At 63.9% G+C, this 20389-nt stretch carries 25 protein-coding genes; 12 read left to right on the plus strand and 13 right to left on the minus strand.

All coding sequences use genetic code 11. The features are described from left to right. The first annotated feature begins 116 nt into the window (after nt 1–116). The 6 genes from dnaK to DQG18_RS01455 all read left to right on the plus strand — a co-directional run bounded on the left by dnaK (nt 117) and on the right by DQG18_RS01455 (nt 6409). Nucleotides 117–2030 (plus strand): molecular chaperone DnaK, encoded by a 1914-nt coding sequence (dnaK, locus tag DQG18_RS01430; protein WP_116652436.1) that lies wholly within the window; start codon nt 117–119, stop codon nt 2028–2030. Nucleotides 2031–2374: 344 nt separating this feature from the next. Beyond that, nucleotides 2375–3502, plus strand: a complete 1128-nt coding sequence (gene dnaJ / locus DQG18_RS01435; RefSeq protein WP_116652437.1) for a molecular chaperone DnaJ — start codon at nt 2375–2377, stop codon at nt 3500–3502. A gap of 128 nt (nt 3503–3630) precedes the next feature. Continuing rightward, on the plus strand, nt 3631–4182 hold the full coding sequence (locus DQG18_RS01440) for an NADPH-dependent FMN reductase (RefSeq protein WP_116652438.1): 552 nt from the start codon (nt 3631–3633) through the stop codon (nt 4180–4182). Nucleotides 4183–4264: 82 nt separating this feature from the next. Then, complete coding sequence (pyrF, locus tag DQG18_RS01445) at nt 4265–4966, plus strand: orotidine-5'-phosphate decarboxylase (RefSeq protein ID WP_116652439.1); 702 nt, start codon at nt 4265–4267, stop codon at nt 4964–4966. Continuing rightward, nucleotides 4963–5772, plus strand: a complete 810-nt coding sequence (gene dapB, locus DQG18_RS01450) for a 4-hydroxy-tetrahydrodipicolinate reductase (RefSeq protein ID WP_116652440.1) — start codon at nt 4963–4965, stop codon at nt 5770–5772. Before pyrF ends, dapB begins: the two co-directional genes overlap by 4 nt. Nucleotides 5773–5794: 22 nt before the next feature. Continuing rightward, a complete protein-coding gene (locus DQG18_RS01455; RefSeq protein ID WP_116652441.1) occupies nt 5795–6409 on the plus strand; it encodes a 2,3-bisphosphoglycerate-dependent phosphoglycerate mutase in 615 nt (204 codons plus the stop codon). Between the two features lie 368 nt (nt 6410–6777). Here DQG18_RS01455 and DQG18_RS01460 read toward each other — a convergent pair whose 3' ends face one another. Both DQG18_RS01460 and DQG18_RS01465 read right to left on the minus strand, forming a co-directional pair. After that, nucleotides 6778–7647: a methylated-DNA--[protein]-cysteine S-methyltransferase gene (locus DQG18_RS01460; protein WP_425454200.1), complete on the minus strand. Its 870-nt coding sequence runs from the start codon at nt 7645–7647 to the stop codon at nt 6778–6780. 54 nt (nt 7648–7701) lie between these two features. Next, nucleotides 7702–8184, minus strand: a complete 483-nt coding sequence (locus tag DQG18_RS01465; protein ID WP_116652443.1) for a DUF2244 domain-containing protein — start codon at nt 8182–8184, stop codon at nt 7702–7704. 90 nt (nt 8185–8274) lie between these two features. On the opposite strand from DQG18_RS01465, the gene nth reads away from it, so the two are divergent. Together nth and DQG18_RS01475 are read left to right on the plus strand one after the other, a co-directional pair. Further along, a complete protein-coding gene (gene nth, locus DQG18_RS01470) occupies nt 8275–8931 on the plus strand; it encodes an endonuclease III (protein WP_425454201.1) in 657 nt (218 codons plus the stop codon). A gap of 69 nt (nt 8932–9000) precedes the next feature. After that, nucleotides 9001–10002 carry an adenosine kinase gene (locus DQG18_RS01475; RefSeq protein WP_116652445.1) on the plus strand — a complete coding sequence of 334 codons (1002 nt, stop codon included), beginning with the start codon at nt 9001–9003 and terminating at the stop codon, nt 10000–10002. A 292-nt stretch (nt 10003–10294) separates the two neighbouring features. Here DQG18_RS01475 and coaA read toward each other — a convergent pair whose 3' ends face one another. From coaA to hisB, 8 genes are all read right to left on the minus strand, one after another. Further along, nucleotides 10295–11242: a type I pantothenate kinase gene (gene coaA / locus DQG18_RS01480; protein WP_116652446.1), complete on the minus strand. Its 948-nt coding sequence runs from the start codon at nt 11240–11242 to the stop codon at nt 10295–10297. A gap of 13 nt (nt 11243–11255) precedes the next feature. After that, on the minus strand, nt 11256–11579 hold the full coding sequence (locus DQG18_RS01485) for a phosphoribosyl-ATP diphosphatase (RefSeq protein ID WP_116652447.1): 324 nt from the start codon (nt 11577–11579) through the stop codon (nt 11256–11258). After that, on the minus strand, nt 11576–12364 hold the full coding sequence (gene hisF, locus DQG18_RS01490; RefSeq protein WP_116652448.1) for an imidazole glycerol phosphate synthase subunit HisF: 789 nt from the start codon (nt 12362–12364) through the stop codon (nt 11576–11578). Before hisF ends, DQG18_RS01485 begins: the two co-directional genes overlap by 4 nt. A 106-nt stretch (nt 12365–12470) precedes the next feature. Further along, nucleotides 12471–12803 (minus strand): hypothetical protein, encoded by a 333-nt coding sequence (locus DQG18_RS01495; protein ID WP_116652449.1) that lies wholly within the window; start codon nt 12801–12803, stop codon nt 12471–12473. Continuing rightward, on the minus strand, nt 12800–13531 hold the full coding sequence (gene hisA, locus DQG18_RS01500) for a 1-(5-phosphoribosyl)-5-[(5-phosphoribosylamino)methylideneamino]imidazole-4-carboxamide isomerase (RefSeq protein ID WP_116652450.1): 732 nt from the start codon (nt 13529–13531) through the stop codon (nt 12800–12802). The genes DQG18_RS01495 and hisA overlap by 4 nt, the downstream gene beginning before the upstream one ends. Next, entirely contained in the window at nt 13528–14178 is a 651-nt protein-coding gene (hisH, locus tag DQG18_RS01505) for an imidazole glycerol phosphate synthase subunit HisH (RefSeq protein ID WP_116652451.1), read from the minus strand. Before hisH ends, hisA begins: the two co-directional genes overlap by 4 nt. Next, nucleotides 14175–14543, minus strand: coding sequence for a DUF2628 domain-containing protein (locus tag DQG18_RS01510; protein ID WP_116652452.1), 369 nt, complete (start codon nt 14541–14543; stop codon nt 14175–14177). The genes hisH and DQG18_RS01510 overlap by 4 nt, the downstream gene beginning before the upstream one ends. A gap of 41 nt (nt 14544–14584) precedes the next feature. After that, nucleotides 14585–15172, minus strand: coding sequence for an imidazoleglycerol-phosphate dehydratase HisB (hisB, locus tag DQG18_RS01515; protein WP_116652453.1), 588 nt, complete (start codon nt 15170–15172; stop codon nt 14585–14587). A gap of 233 nt (nt 15173–15405) precedes the next feature. On the opposite strand from hisB, the gene hslV reads away from it, so the two are divergent. The 3 genes from hslV to hslU are packed head-to-tail and all read left to right on the plus strand — an operon-like array spanning nt 15406 to nt 17749. Beyond that, entirely contained in the window at nt 15406–15930 is a 525-nt protein-coding gene (hslV, locus tag DQG18_RS01520) for an ATP-dependent protease subunit HslV (protein ID WP_116652454.1), read from the plus strand. Then, nucleotides 15931–16443: a GNAT family N-acetyltransferase gene (locus tag DQG18_RS01525; RefSeq protein ID WP_116652455.1), complete on the plus strand. Its 513-nt coding sequence runs from the start codon at nt 15931–15933 to the stop codon at nt 16441–16443. Next, nucleotides 16436–17749, plus strand: coding sequence for an ATP-dependent protease ATPase subunit HslU (gene hslU / locus DQG18_RS01530; protein WP_116652456.1), 1314 nt, complete (start codon nt 16436–16438; stop codon nt 17747–17749). The genes DQG18_RS01525 and hslU overlap by 8 nt, the downstream gene beginning before the upstream one ends. Nucleotides 17750–17935: 186 nt before the next feature. Here hslU and DQG18_RS01535 read toward each other — a convergent pair whose 3' ends face one another. From DQG18_RS01535 to DQG18_RS01545, 3 genes are read right to left on the minus strand one after another with little or no spacing between them, the layout of a single operon-like run. Beyond that, nucleotides 17936–18307 (minus strand): helix-turn-helix domain-containing protein, encoded by a 372-nt coding sequence (locus DQG18_RS01535; protein ID WP_116652457.1) that lies wholly within the window; start codon nt 18305–18307, stop codon nt 17936–17938. Next, entirely contained in the window at nt 18304–18918 is a 615-nt protein-coding gene (locus DQG18_RS01540; protein WP_116652458.1) for a Smr/MutS family protein, read from the minus strand. The genes DQG18_RS01535 and DQG18_RS01540 overlap by 4 nt, the downstream gene beginning before the upstream one ends. Before the next feature lie 24 nt (nt 18919–18942). Further along, the gene (locus DQG18_RS01545; RefSeq protein WP_116652459.1) at nt 18943–19662 is read right to left on the minus strand and encodes a Tim44/TimA family putative adaptor protein; all 720 of its coding nucleotides are present in this window, start codon (nt 19660–19662) and stop codon (nt 18943–18945) included. 220 nt (nt 19663–19882) lie between these two features. Between DQG18_RS01545 and DQG18_RS01550 the strand changes: the two genes are divergently transcribed. Next, nucleotides 19883–20311 carry an FxsA family protein gene (locus DQG18_RS01550; protein ID WP_116652460.1) on the plus strand — a complete coding sequence of 143 codons (429 nt, stop codon included), beginning with the start codon at nt 19883–19885 and terminating at the stop codon, nt 20309–20311. The last annotated feature ends 78 nt before the right edge of the window (nt 20312–20389 follow it).

The raw sequence follows: 20389 nt of genomic DNA on the forward strand, positions 1-20389 counted from the left end.
ATCCCAAGAGGAACCCGGCCTTTTTCGATCATCTGTTGCGATGCCGCTCGAAACGGGCGCGGCAGTGGCGGAAGGGTCAGACCAAAGGGTTCGCTCGTAAAAGAGAGGCATTATGAATGGCTAAGGTAATCGGTATCGATCTGGGCACGACCAATTCGTGCGTCGCCGTCATGGACGGCAAGACCCCCAGGGTGATCGAAAACGCGGAAGGCGCGCGCACGACGCCCTCGATGGTGGCGTTCAGCCCCGACGGAGAACGCCTTGTGGGCCAGCCGGCCAAGCGCCAGGCGGTCACCAACCCGGAAGGGACGCTGTTTGCGGTCAAGCGCCTGATCGGGCGCCGCTATGACGACCCGATGGTGGAAAAGGATAAAAAGCTCGTCCCCTTCAAGATCTCCAAGGGCGACAATGGCGACGCCTGGGTCGAGGTCGATGGCAAGAAGTCCTCGCCGTCGGAAATCTCGGCGATGATCCTCACCAAGATGAAGGAAACCGCCGAAAGCTATCTGGGGGAAAACGTCACCCAGGCGGTGATCACCGTTCCGGCCTATTTCAACGACAGCCAGCGCCAGGCGACCAAGGACGCGGGCCGCATCGCGGGCCTTGAGGTTCTGCGCATCATCAACGAACCGACCGCCGCCGCGCTCGCCTATGGGCTTGAAAAGCGCGAATCGGGGGTCATCGCGGTCTATGACCTTGGCGGGGGCACCTTCGATATCTCGATCCTTGAAATCGGGGATGGGGTCTTCGAGGTCAAATCCACCAATGGCGACACCTTCCTTGGCGGCGAAGACTTCGACATGCGGCTGGTCGACTATCTGGCCGACGAGTTCAAGAAGGAGCAGGGGATCGACCTGCGCGGCGACAAGCTGGCGCTGCAGCGGCTCAAGGAAGCCGCCGAAAAGGCCAAGATCGAGCTTTCCTCGGCCTCCCAGACCGAGGTCAACCTGCCGTTCATCACGGCGGACGCCTCGGGCCCCAAGCACCTGCAACTAAAGCTCACCCGCGCCAAGTTCGAGTCGATCGTCGAGGATCTGGTCAAGCGCACCATCGAGCCGTGCCGCGCCGCGTTGAAGGATGCCGGGATTTCCGCCGGCGAGATCGACGAGGTCGTTCTGGTGGGCGGGATGACCCGCATGCCCAAGGTGCAGGAAGAAGTGAAGAACTTCTTTGGCAAGGAGCCGCACAAGGGGGTGAATCCCGACGAGGTCGTGGCCATGGGCGCCGCCATTCAGGCGGGTGTCCTCCAGGGCGACGTCAAGGATGTGCTGCTGCTCGACGTGACCCCGCTCTCGCTGGGCATCGAGACGCTGGGCGGTGTCTTTACGCGCCTGATCGATCGCAACACCACCATCCCGACCAAGAAGAGCCAGGTGTTCTCCACCGCCGAGGACAACCAGTCGGCGGTGACGATCCGGGTGTTCCAGGGCGAGCGGGAAATGGCGGCGGACAACAAGATGCTGGGCCAGTTCGATCTGGTGGGCATTCCGCCCGCGCCGCGCGGCGTGCCCCAGGTCGAGGTCACCTTCGATATCGACGCCAACGGCATCGTCAACGTTTCGGCCAAGGACAAGGGCACCGGCAAGGAGCACCAGATCCGCATCCAGGCCTCGGGCGGGCTTTCGGACGACGACATCGAGAAGATGGTCAAGGACGCCGAAGCCAACGCTGAAACCGACAAGAAGCGCCGCGAGACGGTGGAGGCCAAGAACCAGGCCGAAAGCCTCGTCCATTCGACCGAAAAGTCGCTTGCCGAACACGGCGACAAGGTGAGCGCGGACGTGAAGGCCGAAATCGAGGCCGCGATCGCCGAAGCCAAGACCGCCCTTGAAGGCGATGACGCCGAGGCGATCAAGGACAAGGCCGACGCGCTGGCCCAGGCGTCCATGAAGCTCGGGGAAGCCATGTATCAGGCCAGCCAGGCGGAGGCCGCCGAAGCCGCCGCGACCGCGGACGCCGCCGAGGACGACGTGGTCGATGCGGACTTTGAAGAGGTCAAGGACGACGACGACGACAAGAAGTCGGCATGACGTTCCACGTGAATCACTGGGCAAAGGCCCCGGACATCGATCCGGGGCCTTCTGCCATTCCCTTGAAGGTAGAGCTATCGCATATGCATTCGCGCTTGTGGCTTCACCCCGCCTCAGCCCTCCCCACCCCTCCCCATCAAGGGGAGGGTGCTTCCTTTTCCTGGATACTTCCCTACGCACAAGGCAAGCACCTCCCCCCTTGTGGGGGACTTGCAAGCGGTTCCGGCATCGCCGGAACGCAAGGGTCCAGTGGACCCTTGCGAGCGCAGCAAGGGGAGGGGGGATTCGGCGTTAGCCGAAGCATATCCAATGACAGCGCCTTTGATGGGAACGGGGGCCTCTAGATGTCCAAGGCAGATTTTTATTCCGTGCTCGGGGTCGAGAAGAGCTGCGACGAGGCCGCGCTCAAATCGGCCTACCGCAAGCTCGCCATGCAGTTCCACCCCGACCGCAATCCCGGCGATTCGGCGGCGGAAGCCAGGTTCAAGGAAGTGTCGGAAGCCTACGACACCCTCAAGGACCCGCAAAAGCGCGCCGCCTATGACCGGTTCGGGCACGCAGCCTTCAATGGCGCGGCCGGGGGGCAGGGGTTCGGGCAGGATTTCTCGTCCTCGATGTCCGATATCTTCGAGGACATCTTCGGGGATTTCATGGGCGGGGGCGGCGGCCGTCAGCGCTCGCGCGACGGGCGCCAGCGCGGCTCGGACCTCCGCTACAATCTCGAAATCAGCCTCGAGGACGCCTTTACCGGCACCAGCGTCGATATCGACGTGCCGACGCTGGTTCATTGCGAGACCTGCGATGGATCGGGCGCCAAGCCCGGCACCGGCTTTTCCACCTGCAAGATGTGCAACGGGCACGGCAAGGTGCGCGCCTCGCAGGGCTTTTTCACCATCCAGCAGACCTGTCCCCAGTGCCATGGGCGCGGGGAAACCATGGACCAGCCCTGCACGGACTGCCACGGGCAGGGGCGGAGGCAGAAAAGCCGTACGCTCAGCGTCGACATTCCCAAGGGCATCGAGGACGGTACGCGCATAAGGCTGGGGGGTGAGGGCGAGGCGGGGCTGCGCGGCGGGCCGGCGGGCGATCTTTACATCTTCGTTTCGGTCAGGCCCCACCAGCTGTTCCAGCGCGACGGCGCGGACCTTTACGCGCGCGTTCCCATCTCGATGGTGACGGCGGCGCTGGGCGGCGATTTCGAGGTGCCGACCGTCGAAGGCACCCGGGCCCGCGTCAAGGTCGATCCCGGCACCCAGCCGGGCAACCGCGTGCGGCTCAGAGGCAAGGGCATGCCGGTGCTGCGCTCGTCGCAGGTGGGCGATCTTTACGTCCAGCTCGATGTCGAGACCCCGCAAAAGCTCTCGGCGCGCCAGCGCGAACTGCTCGAGGAATTCCAGGCGATCTCCAACGCCAATACCTCGCCGACATCGGAAGGTTTCTTTGACAAGCTCAAGAAGATGTTCGAGGCTTGAAGATGCTAGAGCCCCTGTTTTGATGGACTCAAAACTGGGGCTCTAGGTCTTTTTTATATCGCGTTTCCGAACCGCATAAGTGGATACCACTTATGCTGGAAACACTCTAAAAAGGGGGACAGCCTGCCATGACCACCGCGCTCACGCTTTCAGGGTCGATCCGCAAGGGATCGCATAACGAGCATTTGCAGGCCTTGGTGGGCGAGCGGCTGAAAGCGGCGGGGGTCGAGGTCGAGGCGATCTCGCTCAAGGATTTCGAGATGCCGGTCTTCAACGAGGATCTCGAACCCGACAACGTACCCAAAAGCGCGGTGGCGCTGGCGAAACTCTTTACCAGCCACGACATCGTCTTCATCGCAACGCCCGAATACAATGGCGGTCTGCCCCCGCTTCTGGTCAACACCATCACCTGGCTCTCGCGGGTCGAGCCCTGGCCATTCGCCCATGCAGTGTTCGGTGTCGGCGGGGTTTCGTCGGGCAAGTACGGGACCATCTGGGCGCAGTCCCACTTGCGCGATTCGCTCACCAAGATCGGTACGCTCGTCGTCCCGACCCTTTTGGGCATCGGCCCGTCCAGCACGGCCTTCACCGAGGACGGCAAGATCGCCGAAAAGCCGATCGAGAAAAAGATGGACCGGATGGTCGCGGAGCTGACGCATTTTTCGCGCGGTGGAATCTGATCCAACCCACCCTTGCGCGCCATGCGGTTCCATGGCAATTCGGGGCAACACTACACCCAGGACAATCGGGGGAGCACCGCCAATGGCCGGAGAGTTGATCGTCGGGCTCGACGTTTCCACGCGCCATGACGCCGAAAAAATTGTCGAGCAGCTCGACGGGACCGCCGATTTCTTCAAGATCGGCTACCAGCTCGTTTATGGCGGAGACGGGCTTGCGCTGGGCAAGGCGCTGATCGCCGCCGGCAAGCGGGTGTTTTTCGATCTAAAACTCCTCGATATCGACAACACGGTGGAAAAGGGCGTCGCCGCGATTGCCCGGACGGGCGCGACGATGCTCACGCTCCACGCCTATCCAAAGGCGATGGCGGCAGCGGTCCGGGCAGCGGCGGGCTCGCCACTGTGCCTGCTCGGGGTCACGGTCCTCACCTCGATGGACGAAGCCGATGTGAGGGACGCCGGCTATGGCCTGAGCATCGAAGACCTCGTTGCCCGCCGCGCCGCCCAGGCGCGCGATGCGGGGATGGGCGGGCTCGTTGCCTCGGCATTCGAGGCGAGGAAGATCCGCGAGATCGTCGGGCCCGGCATGGCCGTCGTCACCCCCGGCATCCGCCCGGGCGGCAGCGCCTCGGGCGACCAGAAGCGCGTGATGACGCCCCGCGACGCGGTGCGGGCGGGCGCCAGCCATCTGGTCGTTGCGCGCCCCATCATCGCCGCCCCCGACCCGCGCCGGACCGCGCAAGACATTCTGGCCGAAATGGCCACGGCAGGAGAGGGCGCGCCATGAGCCTTAAAATCGCGGTAGCGGGCGCGGGCGGGCGCATGGGCGCCGCCAACATCAGGGCCGTCGCCGCCCACCCCGGAACGGAGCTTGCCGCAGCGTTCGAGCGCAGCGGCGCCCCGCTGATCGGACGGGACGCCGGGGTCCATGCCGGGCTCGAGCCGCTAGGGGTCGCCATCACCGACGACATCGACGCCGCGATTGAGATGGCCGATGCGGTGCTCGATTTCACCGTGCCGGCGGCAAGCGTCGCGCTGGCGGAAAAAATCGCCGGGCGCGGGCTCATCCACATCATCGGCACCACGGGATGTTCGGAAGCCGAGGACGCCGCGATCGCAAGGGCCGCCGAAGCGGGGGCAAGGATCGTCAAATCGGGCAATATGAGCCTGGGGGTCAACCTCCTTGCCGCGCTCGTCAGGCGCGCCGCGGCCAGCCTTGCGCCCGATTTCGACATCGAGGTGCTCGAAATGCACCACCGCAACAAGGTGGATGCTCCTTCGGGGACGGCGCTCTTGCTCGGCGAGGCGGCGGCAGAGGGGCGCGGCATTACGCTTAAGGACAAGGCCGTCATGTCGCGCGAGGGCTATACCGGCGCGCGCGAAGAGGGGACGATCGGTTTTGCAACCCTGCGCGGCGGGTCGGTGGTCGGGGATCATGCGGTGATCCTTGCGGGCCCGGCCGAACGCCTTGTGCTCTCCCATGTGGCCGAGGACCGCGCGCTGTTCGCCAATGGCGCGGTCCGCGCCGCGCTCTGGGCGCAAGACAAGCCCGGGGGACTATATTCAATGGCCGACGTCCTCGGCCTCGACTGACGATAAATCTGAAAGGCAGACCATGACCGGCACCCTCATCCTCGTGCGCCACGGCCAGAGCGAGTGGAATCTTCTCAATCTGTTCACGGGCTGGAAGGATCCCGGTCTGACCGAGCAGGGGATCGAGGAAGCCAAAAAGGCCGGGCAGGCGCTCAAGGCAAAGAACATCGTGCCGGACGCCTATTTCACGTCCGATCTCACCCGCGCGCAGCGCACGCTCGACCTCATGCTCAAGGAAATGGGGATTACCGAGCTCACCATCCACCGCAGCCAAAAGCTCAACGAGCGCGACTATGGCGATCTGGCCGGGCTCAACAAGGACGACGCGCGGGAAAAATGGGGCGAGGAACAGGTCCATATCTGGCGCCGCTCCTATGACGTGCCCCCGCCGGGGGGCGAAAGTCTCAAGGATACCGCCGCGCGCGTCCTGCCCTATTACGAGGCCGAGATCGAACCGCTGGTGAAAGCCGGCAAGACCGTGCTCGTCACCGCCCACGGCAACTCCCTGCGCGCGCTGGTGATGGTGCTCGAAGAGCTGGACGAGGAAGCGATCCTCAAGCGCGAAATCGCCACCGGCGCGCCGATCCTTTACGGGATCGATGCGGCGGGCAAGCGGGTTTCGACCGAGGAGCTTTGATCTGCCTCACGGGCCGCACCGCGAAATCCATGACGGGCTAGATCCGCCCTATGGATTTCGCTGGCCCTCCGGCGGGGCGCGCAAAACGTTGCGCGGGGTCCTCGCTTGGCTCGTCCGGCTTATCGCTTACCCCCCGGAAACCAGCCCCGCCTCTTTCGCCCCCTCCCCTTGAGGGGCAGAGCTCTCCCCTCCCAGCCTCCCCCACAAGGGGGGAGGTGCTGGCCTTGTGCGTAGGAAGACGGCCAAGCAAAGGAAACACCCTCCCCTTGATGGGGAGGGGTGATGCCACACGCGCAAATCCATATGCGATAGCCCTGCCCATGGAAGCGATGGAACCGAAGCATCGGTGCCCGACTTGGGCGCAGGCGCTATCCGCCAGAAATCAGCCCTGCCTCCCAGCCCAATATGGCGCGCTTGCGCACCAGCCCCCAGTGATAGCCGGTGAGCGAGCCGGTGGAGCCCACGATGCGGTGGCAGGGGACGACGAAGGAAATGGGGTTGCGCCCCACCGCCCGGCCCACGGCGCGCGCGGCGGATGGCTTGCCGATCGAGCGGGCGATCTCGCCATAGGTCGCGGCGTGCCCGGCGGGCACCTTCAAAAGCGTTTCCCAGACCTTGATCTCGAATTGCGAGCCGATCATCACCAACCGCACGGGCTGGTCCGGGTTCCAGTGAACGGGATCGAAAATGCGCCGGGCGACGGGCAGCACCGCGCTGTCGTCGCGCCGGTATCGGGCATTGGGCCAGCGGCCGGCCAGATCCTCAAAGGCAGCCTCTTCGCGCCCTTCATCGGCAAAGGCGATGCCGGCAACGCCATATTGCGTCGTCATCAACACCACCTGCCCAAAAGGCGAGGGAGCCAGCCCCCAGGCCATTTCGAGGCCCGCGCCCCGCGCCCGGTAGATGCCGGGGGGCACCGCGTCGTAGGTGACGAACAGATCATGGAGCCGGGCGGGGCCGGACAGCCCCACCTCGTAGGTCGTATCGAGCACGCTCATGTTCTCGCGCAGCAATTTGCGCGCATGGTCGAGCGCCACGGCCTGCGCAAAGCTTTTCGGGGTCAGCCCGCACCATTTGCGGAACATCTCGGTCAGCGCGCGCTCGCTCATCGAGAGCGCGTTGGCGAGCCCGGCAATGTCGGGGGTCTCGGGGCCCGGCGTCGAGAGGTATTCAATCGCACGCGCGATCTGCCCGTAGGTGCTTGCGGCGGGATCGGGGATGTTTATGGCAAGGTTCATGTTCATAACCCCAATCTAGGGTCGGGACGAAGAGATGACGACCCGTTTTTGACGTCAGGTCTTGGCGCGATGAAGCGCGTTGGCAAAGGCCCTTGCGAACTGGTCCTTGTCGGAGGGGGTAAGGAAGCGCCCGATCTCGGTCTCCCCGCCCCGCGTCACAAGCCTCAAGGCCGTTACCCGGTTGTCACTGTCGCGCACCACCGCAAGCCGGACGTAAAAGGGATTGAACGAAACGCTGGTTTCCCTGCCCTTGGCGCTCACGCGCCGGATGTCGAGCGCGTCGGGCCAAAGGGTTATCTCCTCATAGGCGTCGCCTGATTTGAGCGAAGCCGACAGCGCCCACCACAGCACCAGCACGTCGAGCCCCAAAAGCCCCACGATCGGCCAGGCGCCCATGGCGTAAAAGGTCAGCCCCGGGATCGAGGCCATCACAGCGGCAAGGGCGATGACCCAGCGCAGGCCCCTGCCGTCCATCGACCGGTGGGGGGTGAGGAGCGCTGAAAAGAGAGGGTTTTGTCCGTCGTGGGTGGCGTCCATCGTCTATAATTGGCCCCGGGGCTTGCCTGATGCAACCCATTGACTAAAAGACGATGGAGGCCAGAACACAACCGCAAAGCCCGTTTTTCCTTGAGCACAAAAAGCCGCACGCCCTCCAAAGCCGAGATCGCCGAAATCTTCGCGGCCTTTTCGCGCGACAATCCAGAGCCCGAGGGCGAGCTTGACTATGTCAACGTCTTCACCCTCCTCGTGGCCGTCGTGCTTTCGGCGCAGGCGACCGATGTGGGCGTCAACAAGGCAACCAGGGCCCTGTTCGAGATCGCCGATACGCCCGAAAAGATGGTGGCGCTGGGCGAGGATGCGATCCGCGAGCATATCCGCACCATCGGGCTTTACCGCAACAAGGCGAAAAACGTCTACCTGCTCTCAAGGATGCTGATCGCGGAGCATGGCGGCGACGTCCCTTCCACCCGCGAGGCGCTCGAAAAGCTGCCCGGGGTGGGGCGCAAGACGGCCAATGTGGTGCTCAATATCGGGTTCGGCCAGCCCACCATCGCGGTGGACACCCATCTTTTCCGGGTCGGCAACCGCACGGGGCTCGCGACCGGCAAGACCCCGCTCGAAGTCGAAAAAAAGCTCGAAAAGCGCGTGCCGGAACACTATCTGCTGCACGCCCATCACTGGCTGATCCTGCACGGGCGCTATGTGTGCAAGGCCCGCAAGCCCGAATGCTGGCGCTGCATCATCGCCCAGTGGTGCCGCTACCCCGCCAAGACCACGGTCTGATGGCGGTTGCACCGCGCCCCGGCTTGGCCTAAGCGATGGGCAAGGCTCATAAAACCATTCGGAGTGCCGATGACTACCCGGTTCGACGTCCTGACCATCGGCAACGCCATCGTCGATGTGATCGCCCCCGTTCCCGACGATTTCATCACCAGCGAAGCGATGACCAAATCGATCATGCACCTGATCGATGCCGAACGTTCCGCCGATCTTTACGCCCGGATGCCGGGCGACAAGAAGATGATTCCGGGCGGGTCAGCGGCCAACACCGCTGCGGGGGTCGCAGCGCTCGGCGGGCGGGCGGCGTTCGTGGGCAAGGTCGCCGATGACGAGCTGGGCGCGATATTTCGCACCGACTTTGAAAGGCACGGCATTCATTTCGGCACCGACGATCTGGTCGACGGCCCGGCCACCGCGCGCTCGATGATCCTCGTCACCCCCGATGGCGAGCGCACCATGAACACCTATCTGGGCGCCTGCCAGCACCTTAACGAGACCGACATCGTCGAGGAGACGGTGGGCGCGGCGGCGATCACCTATATGGAGGGGTATCTGTGGGACCCTCCCGAGGCCAAGAAGGCGTTCGTCCTTGCCGCCCATTTCGCCCACAAGAACGAGCGCGCCGCAGCGATCACGCTTTCCGATCCCTTCTGCGTCAACCGCTTCCGGGCCGAGTTCCTCGATCTCATCCGCTCGAAAACCATGGATTACGTCTTTGCCAATATCGAGGAGGCCAAGGCGCTCTATGAGACCGACGACATCAACGTCGCGGTGCGCGAACTGGCCAAGGACGCGGAGGTCGCCGCCGTCACCATGGGGTCGCGCGGGGCGATGGCGATCGCCAATGGCGAGATCGTCTCGGTCCCGGCCTTCCCGGTGGACGAGGTGGTCGATGTGACCGGGGCGGGCGATCTTTTCGCGGCCGGTTTCCTTTTGGCCAATGCGCGCGGGCAGTCGATGGAAGAGGCGTTGAAACTGGGCTGCCTCGCCGCCTCCGAAGTCATCTCCCATATCGGCGCGCGGCCCGTTGCGGATTTGAAGGCCATGGCGCGCGGCGAGGGGATCGCGGTCTAAGTATCCATTTCCTCCGCCATTGCCCGGCGTGTCCCGGGCAATCGAGCGCTCGGGGCGACTGGGTCACCCGGATAAACCGGGTGACGACGGAGAACTTACAATTGGAGTGGCCCGGAGCTCCAGAGCATTTCGGATTTTGTCGGAATCTGCCTCAAGCTCCTTTGCTGCCCCGGCGAAAGCCGGGGCCCATGCTGCAAAGTCCACTGTGCTGGATGGTTTGCTATGGATCCCGGGTCGAGCCCGGGATAGCGACGGAGACAAGCCGATCGTTTCGATCGAAACCCGAAACGATCTAGATTTTACGCAGCGCCACTTCGTGGATGGCGTGGTCGGCGCCTTTTTTGAGCACCAGATCGGCCCGGCTGCGGGTGGGCAGGATGTTTTCGCGCAAATTGGGCAGGTTGATATTGGTCCAGATGGTTTGCGCGGTGCCGATGGCGGCGGGTTCGGAGAGTTCGGCAAAGCGCCGGAAAAAGCTCTTGGGGTCGCGGAAGGCGGTTTGGCGCAGTTTCATGAAGCGCTCGACATACCAGTCTTCGAGCACCGCCTCGTCGGCATCGATATAGATGGAAAAATCGATGAAGTCGGAGGCAAAGACGATGGGCGTTCCCGCGCGGGGCAGATCGCCCGGCTGGAGGATGTTGAGCCCTTCGACGATCAGGATGTCGGGGCTTTCGACGACCACCTGCTCCCCCGGCACCACGTCATAGACCAGATGGGAATAGACGGGCGCGGATACCCGGGGCTTGCCCGACTTGATCGCGGCGAGGAAATCGACGAACGCGGCCCGATCATAACTTTCGGGAAACCCCTTACGCTCCATCAGCCCGCGCGCATCGAGCACCTTGTTGGGGTAAAGGAAGCCGTCGGTGGTGACCAGATCGACCCGGGGCGAGGAGGGCCAGCGCCGCAAAAGCGCGCGCAGGATGCGGGCCGTGGTCGATTTGCCCACCGCGACCGAGCCCGCCACCCCGATGATGAAGGGCACCTTCTTGCCGTTGTGACCCAGAAAGCGCGAGGACACCGCGTGCAGGTTCTGGATCGCCTCGACGTAAAACGACAAGAGGCGCGTCAGGGGCAGATAGACGATCTCGGCCTCGGCGAGCGAAATGGGGTCGTTGAGGGTGCGCAGGCTTTTGATGTCTGCCGCCTCGAGCGTCATCGGCTCGTCGGCGCGCAGCCTTGCCCACTCTTGAATCGTAAAGGTGATATAGGGCGCGTAGCTCAGCCTTTGGGACATCGGTGGTTTCCGCTCAACCCTTCTTGTGTCGCGCGGCCTTTTCGGCCAGCCCGCTCATCGCCGTGCGGCGGTCGAGTTCGGCAATCACCTCGGAAAGCTCCACCCCCCGGGCGCGCAGCAGCACCAGAAGGTGGTAGATGAGATCGGCGCTTTCCTTGATCAGTTCCGCCTCGTTGGCACCCAGCGCGGCGATCACGGTTTCGACCGCCTCCTCGCCGAGCTTTTGTGCGCATTTTTCAACGCCCGCCGCAACGAGCCGGGCGGTGTAGCTTTCCTCGGGTGAAGCCGAAGCGCGTTCGGCCAGACGCTTTTCGAGCGCCTCGATACTAAAACTCATCGTGCTTTTTCCCTTTCGGGCTGGTCCATGCGCACCGGAATGCCGGCCCGCGCCATATGGGCCTTGGCCTCCCCGATCGTATAGGTACCGAAATGGAAGATCGATGCGGCAAGGACGGCGGCGGCGTGACCCTTGAGGACGCCGTCGACCAGATGATCGAGGGTTCCCGCCCCGCCCGAGGCGATCACCGGCACCTCGACGGCGTCGGCAATGGCGCGGGTCAAATCGAGATCGAACCCTTCCCGCGTGCCGTCCCGGTCCATGGAGGTCACCAGCAGTTCGCCCGCCCCGTGCTCCACGGCCTTTGTGGCAAATTCGACCGCATTGATCCCGGTGGGCTTTCGTCCCCCATGGGTGAAGATCTCCCAGGTGCCGCTCTGGCCGCGCTTGGCGTCAACCGAAACGACGATGCACTGGTTACCGAACTTGTCGGCGGCCCGGGCGATGAAATCGGGGTCGGCGACGGCGGCGGAATTGATCGAGACCTTGTCGGCGCCCGAAAGCAACAGCTTGCGGATATCCTCGATGCTCCTGATGCCGCCGCCCACGGTCACCGGCATGAAGCAGTGTTCGGCGGTGCGCGCCACCACGTCGAAAATCGTCTCGCGGCCCTCATGGGAGGCGGCGATGTCGAGGAAGCAGAGTTCGTCGGCCCCCGCCGCGTCATAGGCGATCGCCGCCTCGACGGGATCGCCGGCATCGACCAGATCGACAAAATTGACGCCCTTGACGACGCGGCCGTCCTTTACGTCAAGACAGGGGATGATACGGACCTTCAGCGCCATCGGACGGCCGCTCCATTTTCAGTTTTCGCTGTCCTCGCGGCTGCGCCGCTGCGGGCAGGCCGGCTATCCTTCACGTCAAGACAAGGGATTATTCGGGCTTTAAGGGTCATGGCTGCGGTTTTTCCCTTTTTCCCCGCATGTAGCGGATTGTGAGGTGGATGAGAAGCGCTGCCGACCATAGACATAGGGCTATGCCGCCCAGCGGCACGCTGGCGAGCATCAGCCAGCCCAGCAGCGCCATGAAGGCCAGATACCCCCCGACATCCGCGCCGTAAACGCTGCAGGGGTAGACGCCTGCCTCGTCGAGCCTGCATCCATTGGCGTCCGCGACAAGATACGCCACATAGACCGAAACCACCGGAAAGAGCGCAAGCAGGGCGATGACGGCAAGAAGGACCACATAGCGCCCCCAGGGGAAGCGCCGCCGGGGCGCGGTCACACCGCCGCCCGCAACAGCGCCAGTGCTTCACGTGAATCAATGCGCCCGTCATAGAGCGCGCGGCCCGAAATGGCGCCTTCGAGGATCTGCGCGTCGGGCCGGGTCATGCGCGCGATGTCGTCCATCGAGGCCAGCCCGCCCGAGGCGATGACCGGGATGGCGGTGGCACTGGCCAGTTCCAATGTCGCTTCCCAGTTGATGCCCTTCAAGACACCGTCGCGGTCGATGTCGGTATAGATGATCGCGGCGACCCCGGCCCCCTCGAAGCGCGCGGCCAGCTCGATTGCCGCCAGTTCGGAGGTTTCCGCCCAGCCCTCGACCGCCACCTTGCCGCCGCGTGCGTCGATCCCCACGGCCACCTGGCCGGGAAAAGCCTTGCAGGCGGCCTTGACGAGCTCGGGGTCGCGCACCGCGACGGTGCCGAGAATGACGCGGGCCAGCCCCTTTTCGAGCCAGCCTTCGATATGGGCGAGCGTCCTGATGCCGCCGCCGAGCTGCACGGGAAAATCGACCGCCGCAAGGATCGCCTCGACCGCCGCCCCGTTGACGCTCTCTCCGGCAAAGGCGCCGTTGAGATCGACCACGTGCAGATATTCAAACCCCTGCTCCTCGAAACTTTTCGCCTGGGCGGCGGGATCGTCGTTAAAGACCGTTGCCTGATCCATGTCGCCCAGTTTCAGGCGCACGCACTGGCCGTCTTTCAAATCGATGGCGGGAAATAAAATCATGGCGTCCACTTGAGGAAGTTGGAAATGAGCGCAAGGCCGAGCGCCTGGCTCTTTTCGGGATGGAACTGGGTGCCGAAGACGGTGTCGCGCCCCACCGCCGCGATGACGGGCAAGCCGTAATCGGTCAGCGCAATCCGGTCGTCGGGATTTTCGAGCACGAAATGGTAGGAATGGACGAAATAGGCGTGCAGCCCTTCGGGGCCCGTTTCTATGCCGTCGAACAGGGGATGGGGCTTTTCGAGCCTCAGGGTATTCCAGCCCATATGGGGGATCTTGAGCCCCGGATCGGCCGGCACCAGTCTTTCAATGGCACCGGGAATCCAGCCAAGCCCGTTGGTCTCGACCTTTTCGCGCCCGATGCTGGCCAGAAGCTGCATGCCGACGCAGATGCCGAAAAAGGGGCGGCCCCTCTTGAGAACAGCGTCCTCGAGCGCCTCGACCATCCCCGGCACGGCGGCGAGCCCGGCCATGCAATCGGCAAAGGCGCCCACCCCCGGCAGCACGATACGGTCGGCCCTGGCGACTTTTTCAGCGTCGGCGGTAACGAGGATTTCAACGCCCGTCTCCCCGGCGGCGCGCGAAAACGCCTTCTGCGCCGAGCGCAGATTGCCCGCGCCGTAATCGACGATGGCGAGCGTCCCGCTCACGCGCGGGGCCCATAGACCCGCTCGAGCCACATGCGCTCGGCGGTCTCGAGATCGGGGGCGGCAAGATCGCCATGGGTGAGCCAGCCGGCCCGCTTGAGCGCGCGCGAAGCAATCGCAGGGGCGGCAAAACCGGACCAGAGGGCAAAGACGAGATAAAGCAGGAGCGCGGCATCGGCCCCGATATGGGTCTGCGCGAACCACAGGCCCGCGGCAACGGCCAGCCAGAGGGCGAAAAACCAGAAAGCGCGCTTGGCCAGCGCCCAGACGGGCGTCAGGATAAACGCCGTCCACACGAACCGGTCGGGCACGGCGGCGATGGCCTCGGGCCCGTCATCGGGTCTGGAATGAATGGCAAATACCGTCATGGTCGCTCTTCATCGCGTCGCTCCAGGTCTTCATTAACGCTCTAAAGCGCGCCCTTGGTCGAGGGAATTTCGTCCGCTGCGCGCGGATCGATCTCGAGGGCCTGCCGCAAGGCACGGGCCAGTGCCTTGAAAAGACTTTCGGCGACGTGGTGATTGTTGTCGCCATAGGCCGTCTCGGCGTGAAGGGTGATCCCGGCGTTCATCGCAAAGGCCTGGAAGAACTCACGCACCAGTTCGGTGTCGAACGCGCCGATCCTTGGGCTGGTGAATTCGACGCGCCAGACGAGGAACGGACGCCCCGAAACGTCGAGCGCCACCGAGGATTTCGTGCCGTCCATCACAAGATCGGACGCGCCATAGCGCACGATCCCCTTCTTGTCGCCCAGCGCCTCGCGCACCGCCTGCCCGAGCGCGATCCCCACATCCTCGACCGTGTGGTGGTCGTCGATATGAAGGTCCCCCTTGGCCGCAACCGTCATGTCGATCAGCGAATGGCGCGAAAGCTGGTCGAGCATGTGATCGAAAAAGCCGACCCCGGTTTCGATCTCGCGCCGCCCCGTGCCGTCGAGATCGACAAAAACGGCGATCTCGGTTTCATTGGTCTTGCGCTCAAGGCTCGCCTTGCGCATGGGCCGTGCCCTCCAGATTGAACGTCGCCATGGCTGTAACAGGTCGCCTCGCCGGCGAAAAGCCCCCCGGTGCCGTCCAGGGATTTGCATTTATGCCGTACGACCCTAAATAAAGGGCCAACGGGCGTGCGTCGCGGGAGCGTTTCCAGCACAAGTGGTATCCACTTTTGCGGTTCGGAAGCGCGACAACCAAAGATGAGATGCACCACACCAGGAGTTGAAAGGCAAATCCGATGACGACAATCGTATCGGTTCGCAAGGGCGGCGCGGTGGCGCTGGCCGGAGACGGGCAGGTCACGCTGGGCCAGACGGTCATGAAGCATTCGGCAAAAAAGGTGCGGCGGCTGGCCGGCGGCGCGGTGATCGCCGGGTTCGCGGGCGCAACGGCCGACGCCTTTACGCTCTCCGAGCGGCTCGAAGCCAAGCTCGAACAATATCCCGGGCAGCTCATGCGGGCCTGCGTCGAACTGGCCAAGGACTGGCGCACCGACAAATATCTGCGCCGGCTCGAAGCCATGATGATCGTTGCCGACAAGACCGACACGCTGATCCTGACCGGCACGGGGGATGTGCTTTCCCCCGAAGACGGGATCGCGGCCATCGGTTCGGGCGGCAATTACGCGCTGGCCGCGGCGCGTGCACTCGCCAAAAGCGAGAACAGCGCCGAGGATATCGCGCGTACCGCCATGAAGATCGCCGCCGACATCTGCGTTTACACCAATGGCGATCTCACCGTCGAAACCCTCGAGACCGCCTAGATGGGGTTGAGTGTCAAGCGGCTCGGCCCGGACGATGCGAAAGCCTATCGCGGCCTGCGGCTCGAGGCGCTGGCCGACACGCCGGTGGCGTTCGGAGAATCGGTTGAAGAGGCCCGGGATCGGCCCGTTGCCGATTGGCAGGCGCTCTTGGCCGGCGAACGGGCGTTTTTCGGGGTTTTTGACGCGGACCGCCTGGTCGCCTGCGCCAATTACCTGCCCCAGCCGGGTGAAAAGACCCGGCATCTGGGCTGGATCTTCGGCGTTTACGTCAGCCCCCCGGCGCGCGGCAAGGGCACTTCGGACCTGCTGATCGGCGCCGTTCTCGCCCATGCGCGGGCCGAGGGTGCGCTGCAGGTCCATCTGGGCGTCTGGACGGAAAACCGCCCCGCGCTGCGGCTTTATGAGCGTTTCGGGTTTTCCACCTATGGCACGCAGCCGCGCGCGCTTTTGGTGGATGGCAGATTTATCGACGAGCACCAGATGGTGTGCTTTTTGGACAAAGAAGATGAGTGAAAACAGTTTTTCCCCCCGCGAGATCGTTTCCGAACTCGACCGCTATATCGTTGGACAGGCCGACGCCAAGCGCGCCGTCGCCATTGCGCTCCGAAACCGCTGGCGCCGCCAGCAACTGCCCGAGGACATGCGGCGCGAGGTCAGCCCCAAGAACATCCTGATGATCGGGCCGACGGGCGTGGGCAAGACCGAAATCTCGCGCCGCCTCGCAAGGCTGGCCCAGGCGCCCTTCGTCAAGGTCGAGGCCACCAAGTTCACCGAAGTGGGCTATGTGGGGCGCGACGTCGAGCAGATGATCCGCGACCTCGTGGAGGCGGGACTGGTGATCGTCAAGGACAAGAAGCGAACTGAAGTCAAGGCCAAGGCCCACCTCAACGCCGAGGAACGCGTCATCGATGCGCTGGTCGGGCAATCGGCGACGCCCTCGACGCGCGACGCGTTCCGCAAGAAGCTGCGCGCCAACGAGCTCGACGACAAGGATATCGAGATCGAGGTGACAGGCCCCCCGCAAGGGCTCCCCATGTTCGACATTCCCGGCATGCCGGGCGGCGGGGCGGGGATGATCAACATTTCCGACATGCTGGGCAAGGCGTTCGGCAACAAGGGGCAGAAGCGCACCGTCAAGGTCAAGGACAGCTACGATATCCTCATCAACGAGGAGGCCGACAAGCTGCTCGACCAGGACAAGCTGACCGCCGAAGCGATCGAGCTGGTCGAAAACCACGGCATCGTCTTTATCGACGAGATCGACAAGGTCGCGGCCAAGGAAGGCGGGGTGACGGGCGGGCCCTCGCGCGAGGGCGTGCAGCGCGACCTGCTGCCCCTGATCGAGGGGACGACCGTTGCGACCAAATACGGGCCGGTCAAGACCGACCATATCCTTTTCATCGCCTCGGGCGCCTTCCACGTCTCCAAGCCCTCGGACCTTCTGCCCGAACTTCAGGGCCGCCTGCCGATCCGGGTGGAATTGCAGGCGCTGAGCCGTGCCGATTTCATAGAGATCCTCTCGGACACCGAATATTCGCTGATCCGGCAATATGTGGCGTTGATGGGCACCGAGGACGTGACCCTCGAGTTCACCCCCGATGCCATCGAGGCCATCGCCGATGTGGCGGTGGAGGTCAATGGCAGCATCGAGAACATCGGAGCGCGGCGGCTCCAGACGGTACTTGAAAAACTCGTCGAGGACATCTCGTTCACCGCTCCCGACAAGGGCGGAACCGCGCTCACCATCACCGGCGAAACGGTACGCGATACTGTGGGCCGCATGGCCGGGGACCGGGATCTCAGCCGGTATATTCTTTAGAGTAGTTCAGGTTCTCGCGGAAACGCCTGGCTTCCGCCATTCTGGAGAAATCGCACTGGATTGCCGGGAATAAATCCCGGAATGACAATGGTGTTTTCTGCAAGATTTCCCGCTTTTCCAATGTCACCCCGGGATTTATTCCCGGGGTCCAGAGCGATGCCACTATTTTCTTGGGAGAAGCATTGGCTATCCCTTGTCCCGCACCGCCCGCCGCACAACGTCGTCGCGCAGGGCCTTCAAATCGGCCACCTCGAGCCGGCCGATCTCGCGGGCCAGGACGTTGGTCAATTCGGTCGCCTCGGGCGCCATGCCGGCGGTGTCGATGGAAATCTTGGGGTCCGAGATCTCGGCCAGCCGCTGGATTTCCTCGGCCTCGTCCCAGATGACGTTGAAATAGGCGATGATGCGCTGGACGAGGAACCAGGTGGGCTTGCCCCGGTGCCCGTGTTCGAGCGCCGAGAGATAGGCGCTCGAAACGTTGAGGGCCTTCGCCATGTCCTTGAGGGCAATGCCGCGCTCGGCGCGCAGGCGGCGCAGTTTGGCGCCCAGCGGGGTCATGTGGTTCTCCTGCGTTTCAAGCGTACGTAAAGCGCCCCGCCCCCGCCATGGCCCTGATGGGCGGTCTCGATCCCGGCGACCAGCGGGGCGAGGTCACACGCGTTGAGCCAGCGCGGCACCATTTCGCGCAGCACGCCCTTCTGCTCCAATTGCAGATAGCCGGTCTTTTTGATCCCCTTGCCGGTGATGACCAGCAGGGTGCGGTCGCCGCGCGCGGCGCAGGCCTTGACGAAACGTTCGAGCGCTGCCTCGGCGCGGACCTGCGTCATGCCGTGCAGGTCAAGCGTTGCATCGATCGGCTCGCGCCCGCGCTCGACCCGGCGCCTGAGATTGGGTTCGATGGGTTTTTGCCATGCGGGAACGGTCGATGCGGCGATCAGGGCCCCCCGCGAGGGCAGAGGCGGGGCGGCAAAGGACGGCAGATCGGGGACGGGCTTTTTCTTTTCGGCGGGGCCGGGGGTTTCGAGCGCCTTTAAAAGCGCGGCGCGCGGATCGGTGCTCTTGCGCCGCGCCAACGGGTCGACCGTCTCGCCCACCGCCGCCCAAAGGACGATGTCACGCAGGGCCCCCGATTTCCTGCCCCTGGGCGCTCCGGGCGGTTTGCGCGCCATGGCCAAAGACGCCTTCTTGCAGAACTATTCGAGATCGTTGGTCGCAACCAGCTTCCAGTTGGGGTCGCGCGAGCGGGTGTTGCGCATGAAGGTCCACTCATCGGCGATGGCAACGACCTGACCCGGCGTGCCCTCGACCACGTCGCCCTCTTTGTCGCGGGTGATCGAAACCACTTCGGCATCGATCCTCAGGGTCACGATGGCGTTGCGCCGGTCGAGCTCGACCTCGGTAAATTCGATGTTGGACAGGCCCACAAAGGTGAATTCGACCGTGTGCCCTTGCGCCTCGCGCTCGGCGATCGCTGTCTCGAAGCTGTCGTTGACGTCCTTGTCGAGCAGCATTTTGAGCGACTTGCGGTCGCCCGCGGCATAGGCGGTGACGATCATCTCATAGGCGGATTTGGCGCCCTCGATAAAGCTCTTGGGCGTGAAATTGGGATCGGCCTCGGCGACAGCCCTGAGCCCCTGGGCGATGGCCGGCTTGCCCTGGGCATATTTTTCGATCTCGGCCTCGAGCTTGCGCTGGGCGCGCTCGGCATCGGCGTCGGGCGCCTGGGGTTTGCGCGTGGGCAATGGAATGACGGTGTCGTCATTGCTGGGCCGGGTGCGCGAGATGTTTTCATAGCGCACCGAAGGCGGGCGCTCATTGCCGGTGCGCGTGCCCAGCACCGAGCGCAGCCGCAAAAGCACGACGATGGCGACGACGATGACGATAATGGTCGGGAAATCGAGGAATTCGCCCATGAGTCTTTTTCTTAGCTCCCATGCGGGGGGCAGGCCCCCGCGCTTTTCCGTCCCCGATCACAAGGGCCGCCACACCGGAAAGAAACGTCCGATTGCGGCAAGGGACGGGTCGAAACTGAAATCCGGTTGACCTATATATAAGCAATCGGCGCGTGCAAACCAGTTTCAAGCGCCCCCGACCTGAACAAGCATACGCGATCACCCGCGGAAAGGGGAGCCAATGGGCCGCCTCATCGTCATTTTCCTCATGCTCGTGCCTTTTATCGAAATCGCCGGTTTTATCTGGGTCGGCGGGCAGATCGGGATATTGGCGACCCTGGCCGCGATCGTTCTGACGGCCGTTGCCGGGATGCTCGTCATCCGCTGGCAGGGCATGGGACTGATTCTTGACTCCCGGGCAATGATGGCGCGCGGAGAGGTGCCCGCCAAGGCTTTTGCCGAGGCCATGATGCTGGCGCTGGCCGGGCTCTTTCTGGTGATACCGGGGTTCGTCACCGATGCGGTGGGGCTCTTGCTGCTCGTCCCGCCGGTGCGCGGCGCCCTTTACGCGCTTTTGAGCCGCAACATGGTGGTGGTCTCGAGCTATCGGCCATCGCAGCCGGGTCCGGGGACCAAATCGATCGACCTCGATCCCGATTCCTGGCGCTAGGGCTTTTGCCGTGCTCCCGGCCCGCTCGGCTTGTGATGAAACGCCAAAAGTGCTAGCCAGACGCCCAATCCGGCGTGC

The organism is Pelagibacterium sediminicola (assembly GCF_003390885.1).
In the GTDB taxonomy this organism is placed as follows: Bacteria; Pseudomonadota; Alphaproteobacteria; order Rhizobiales; family Devosiaceae; genus Pelagibacterium; species Pelagibacterium sediminicola.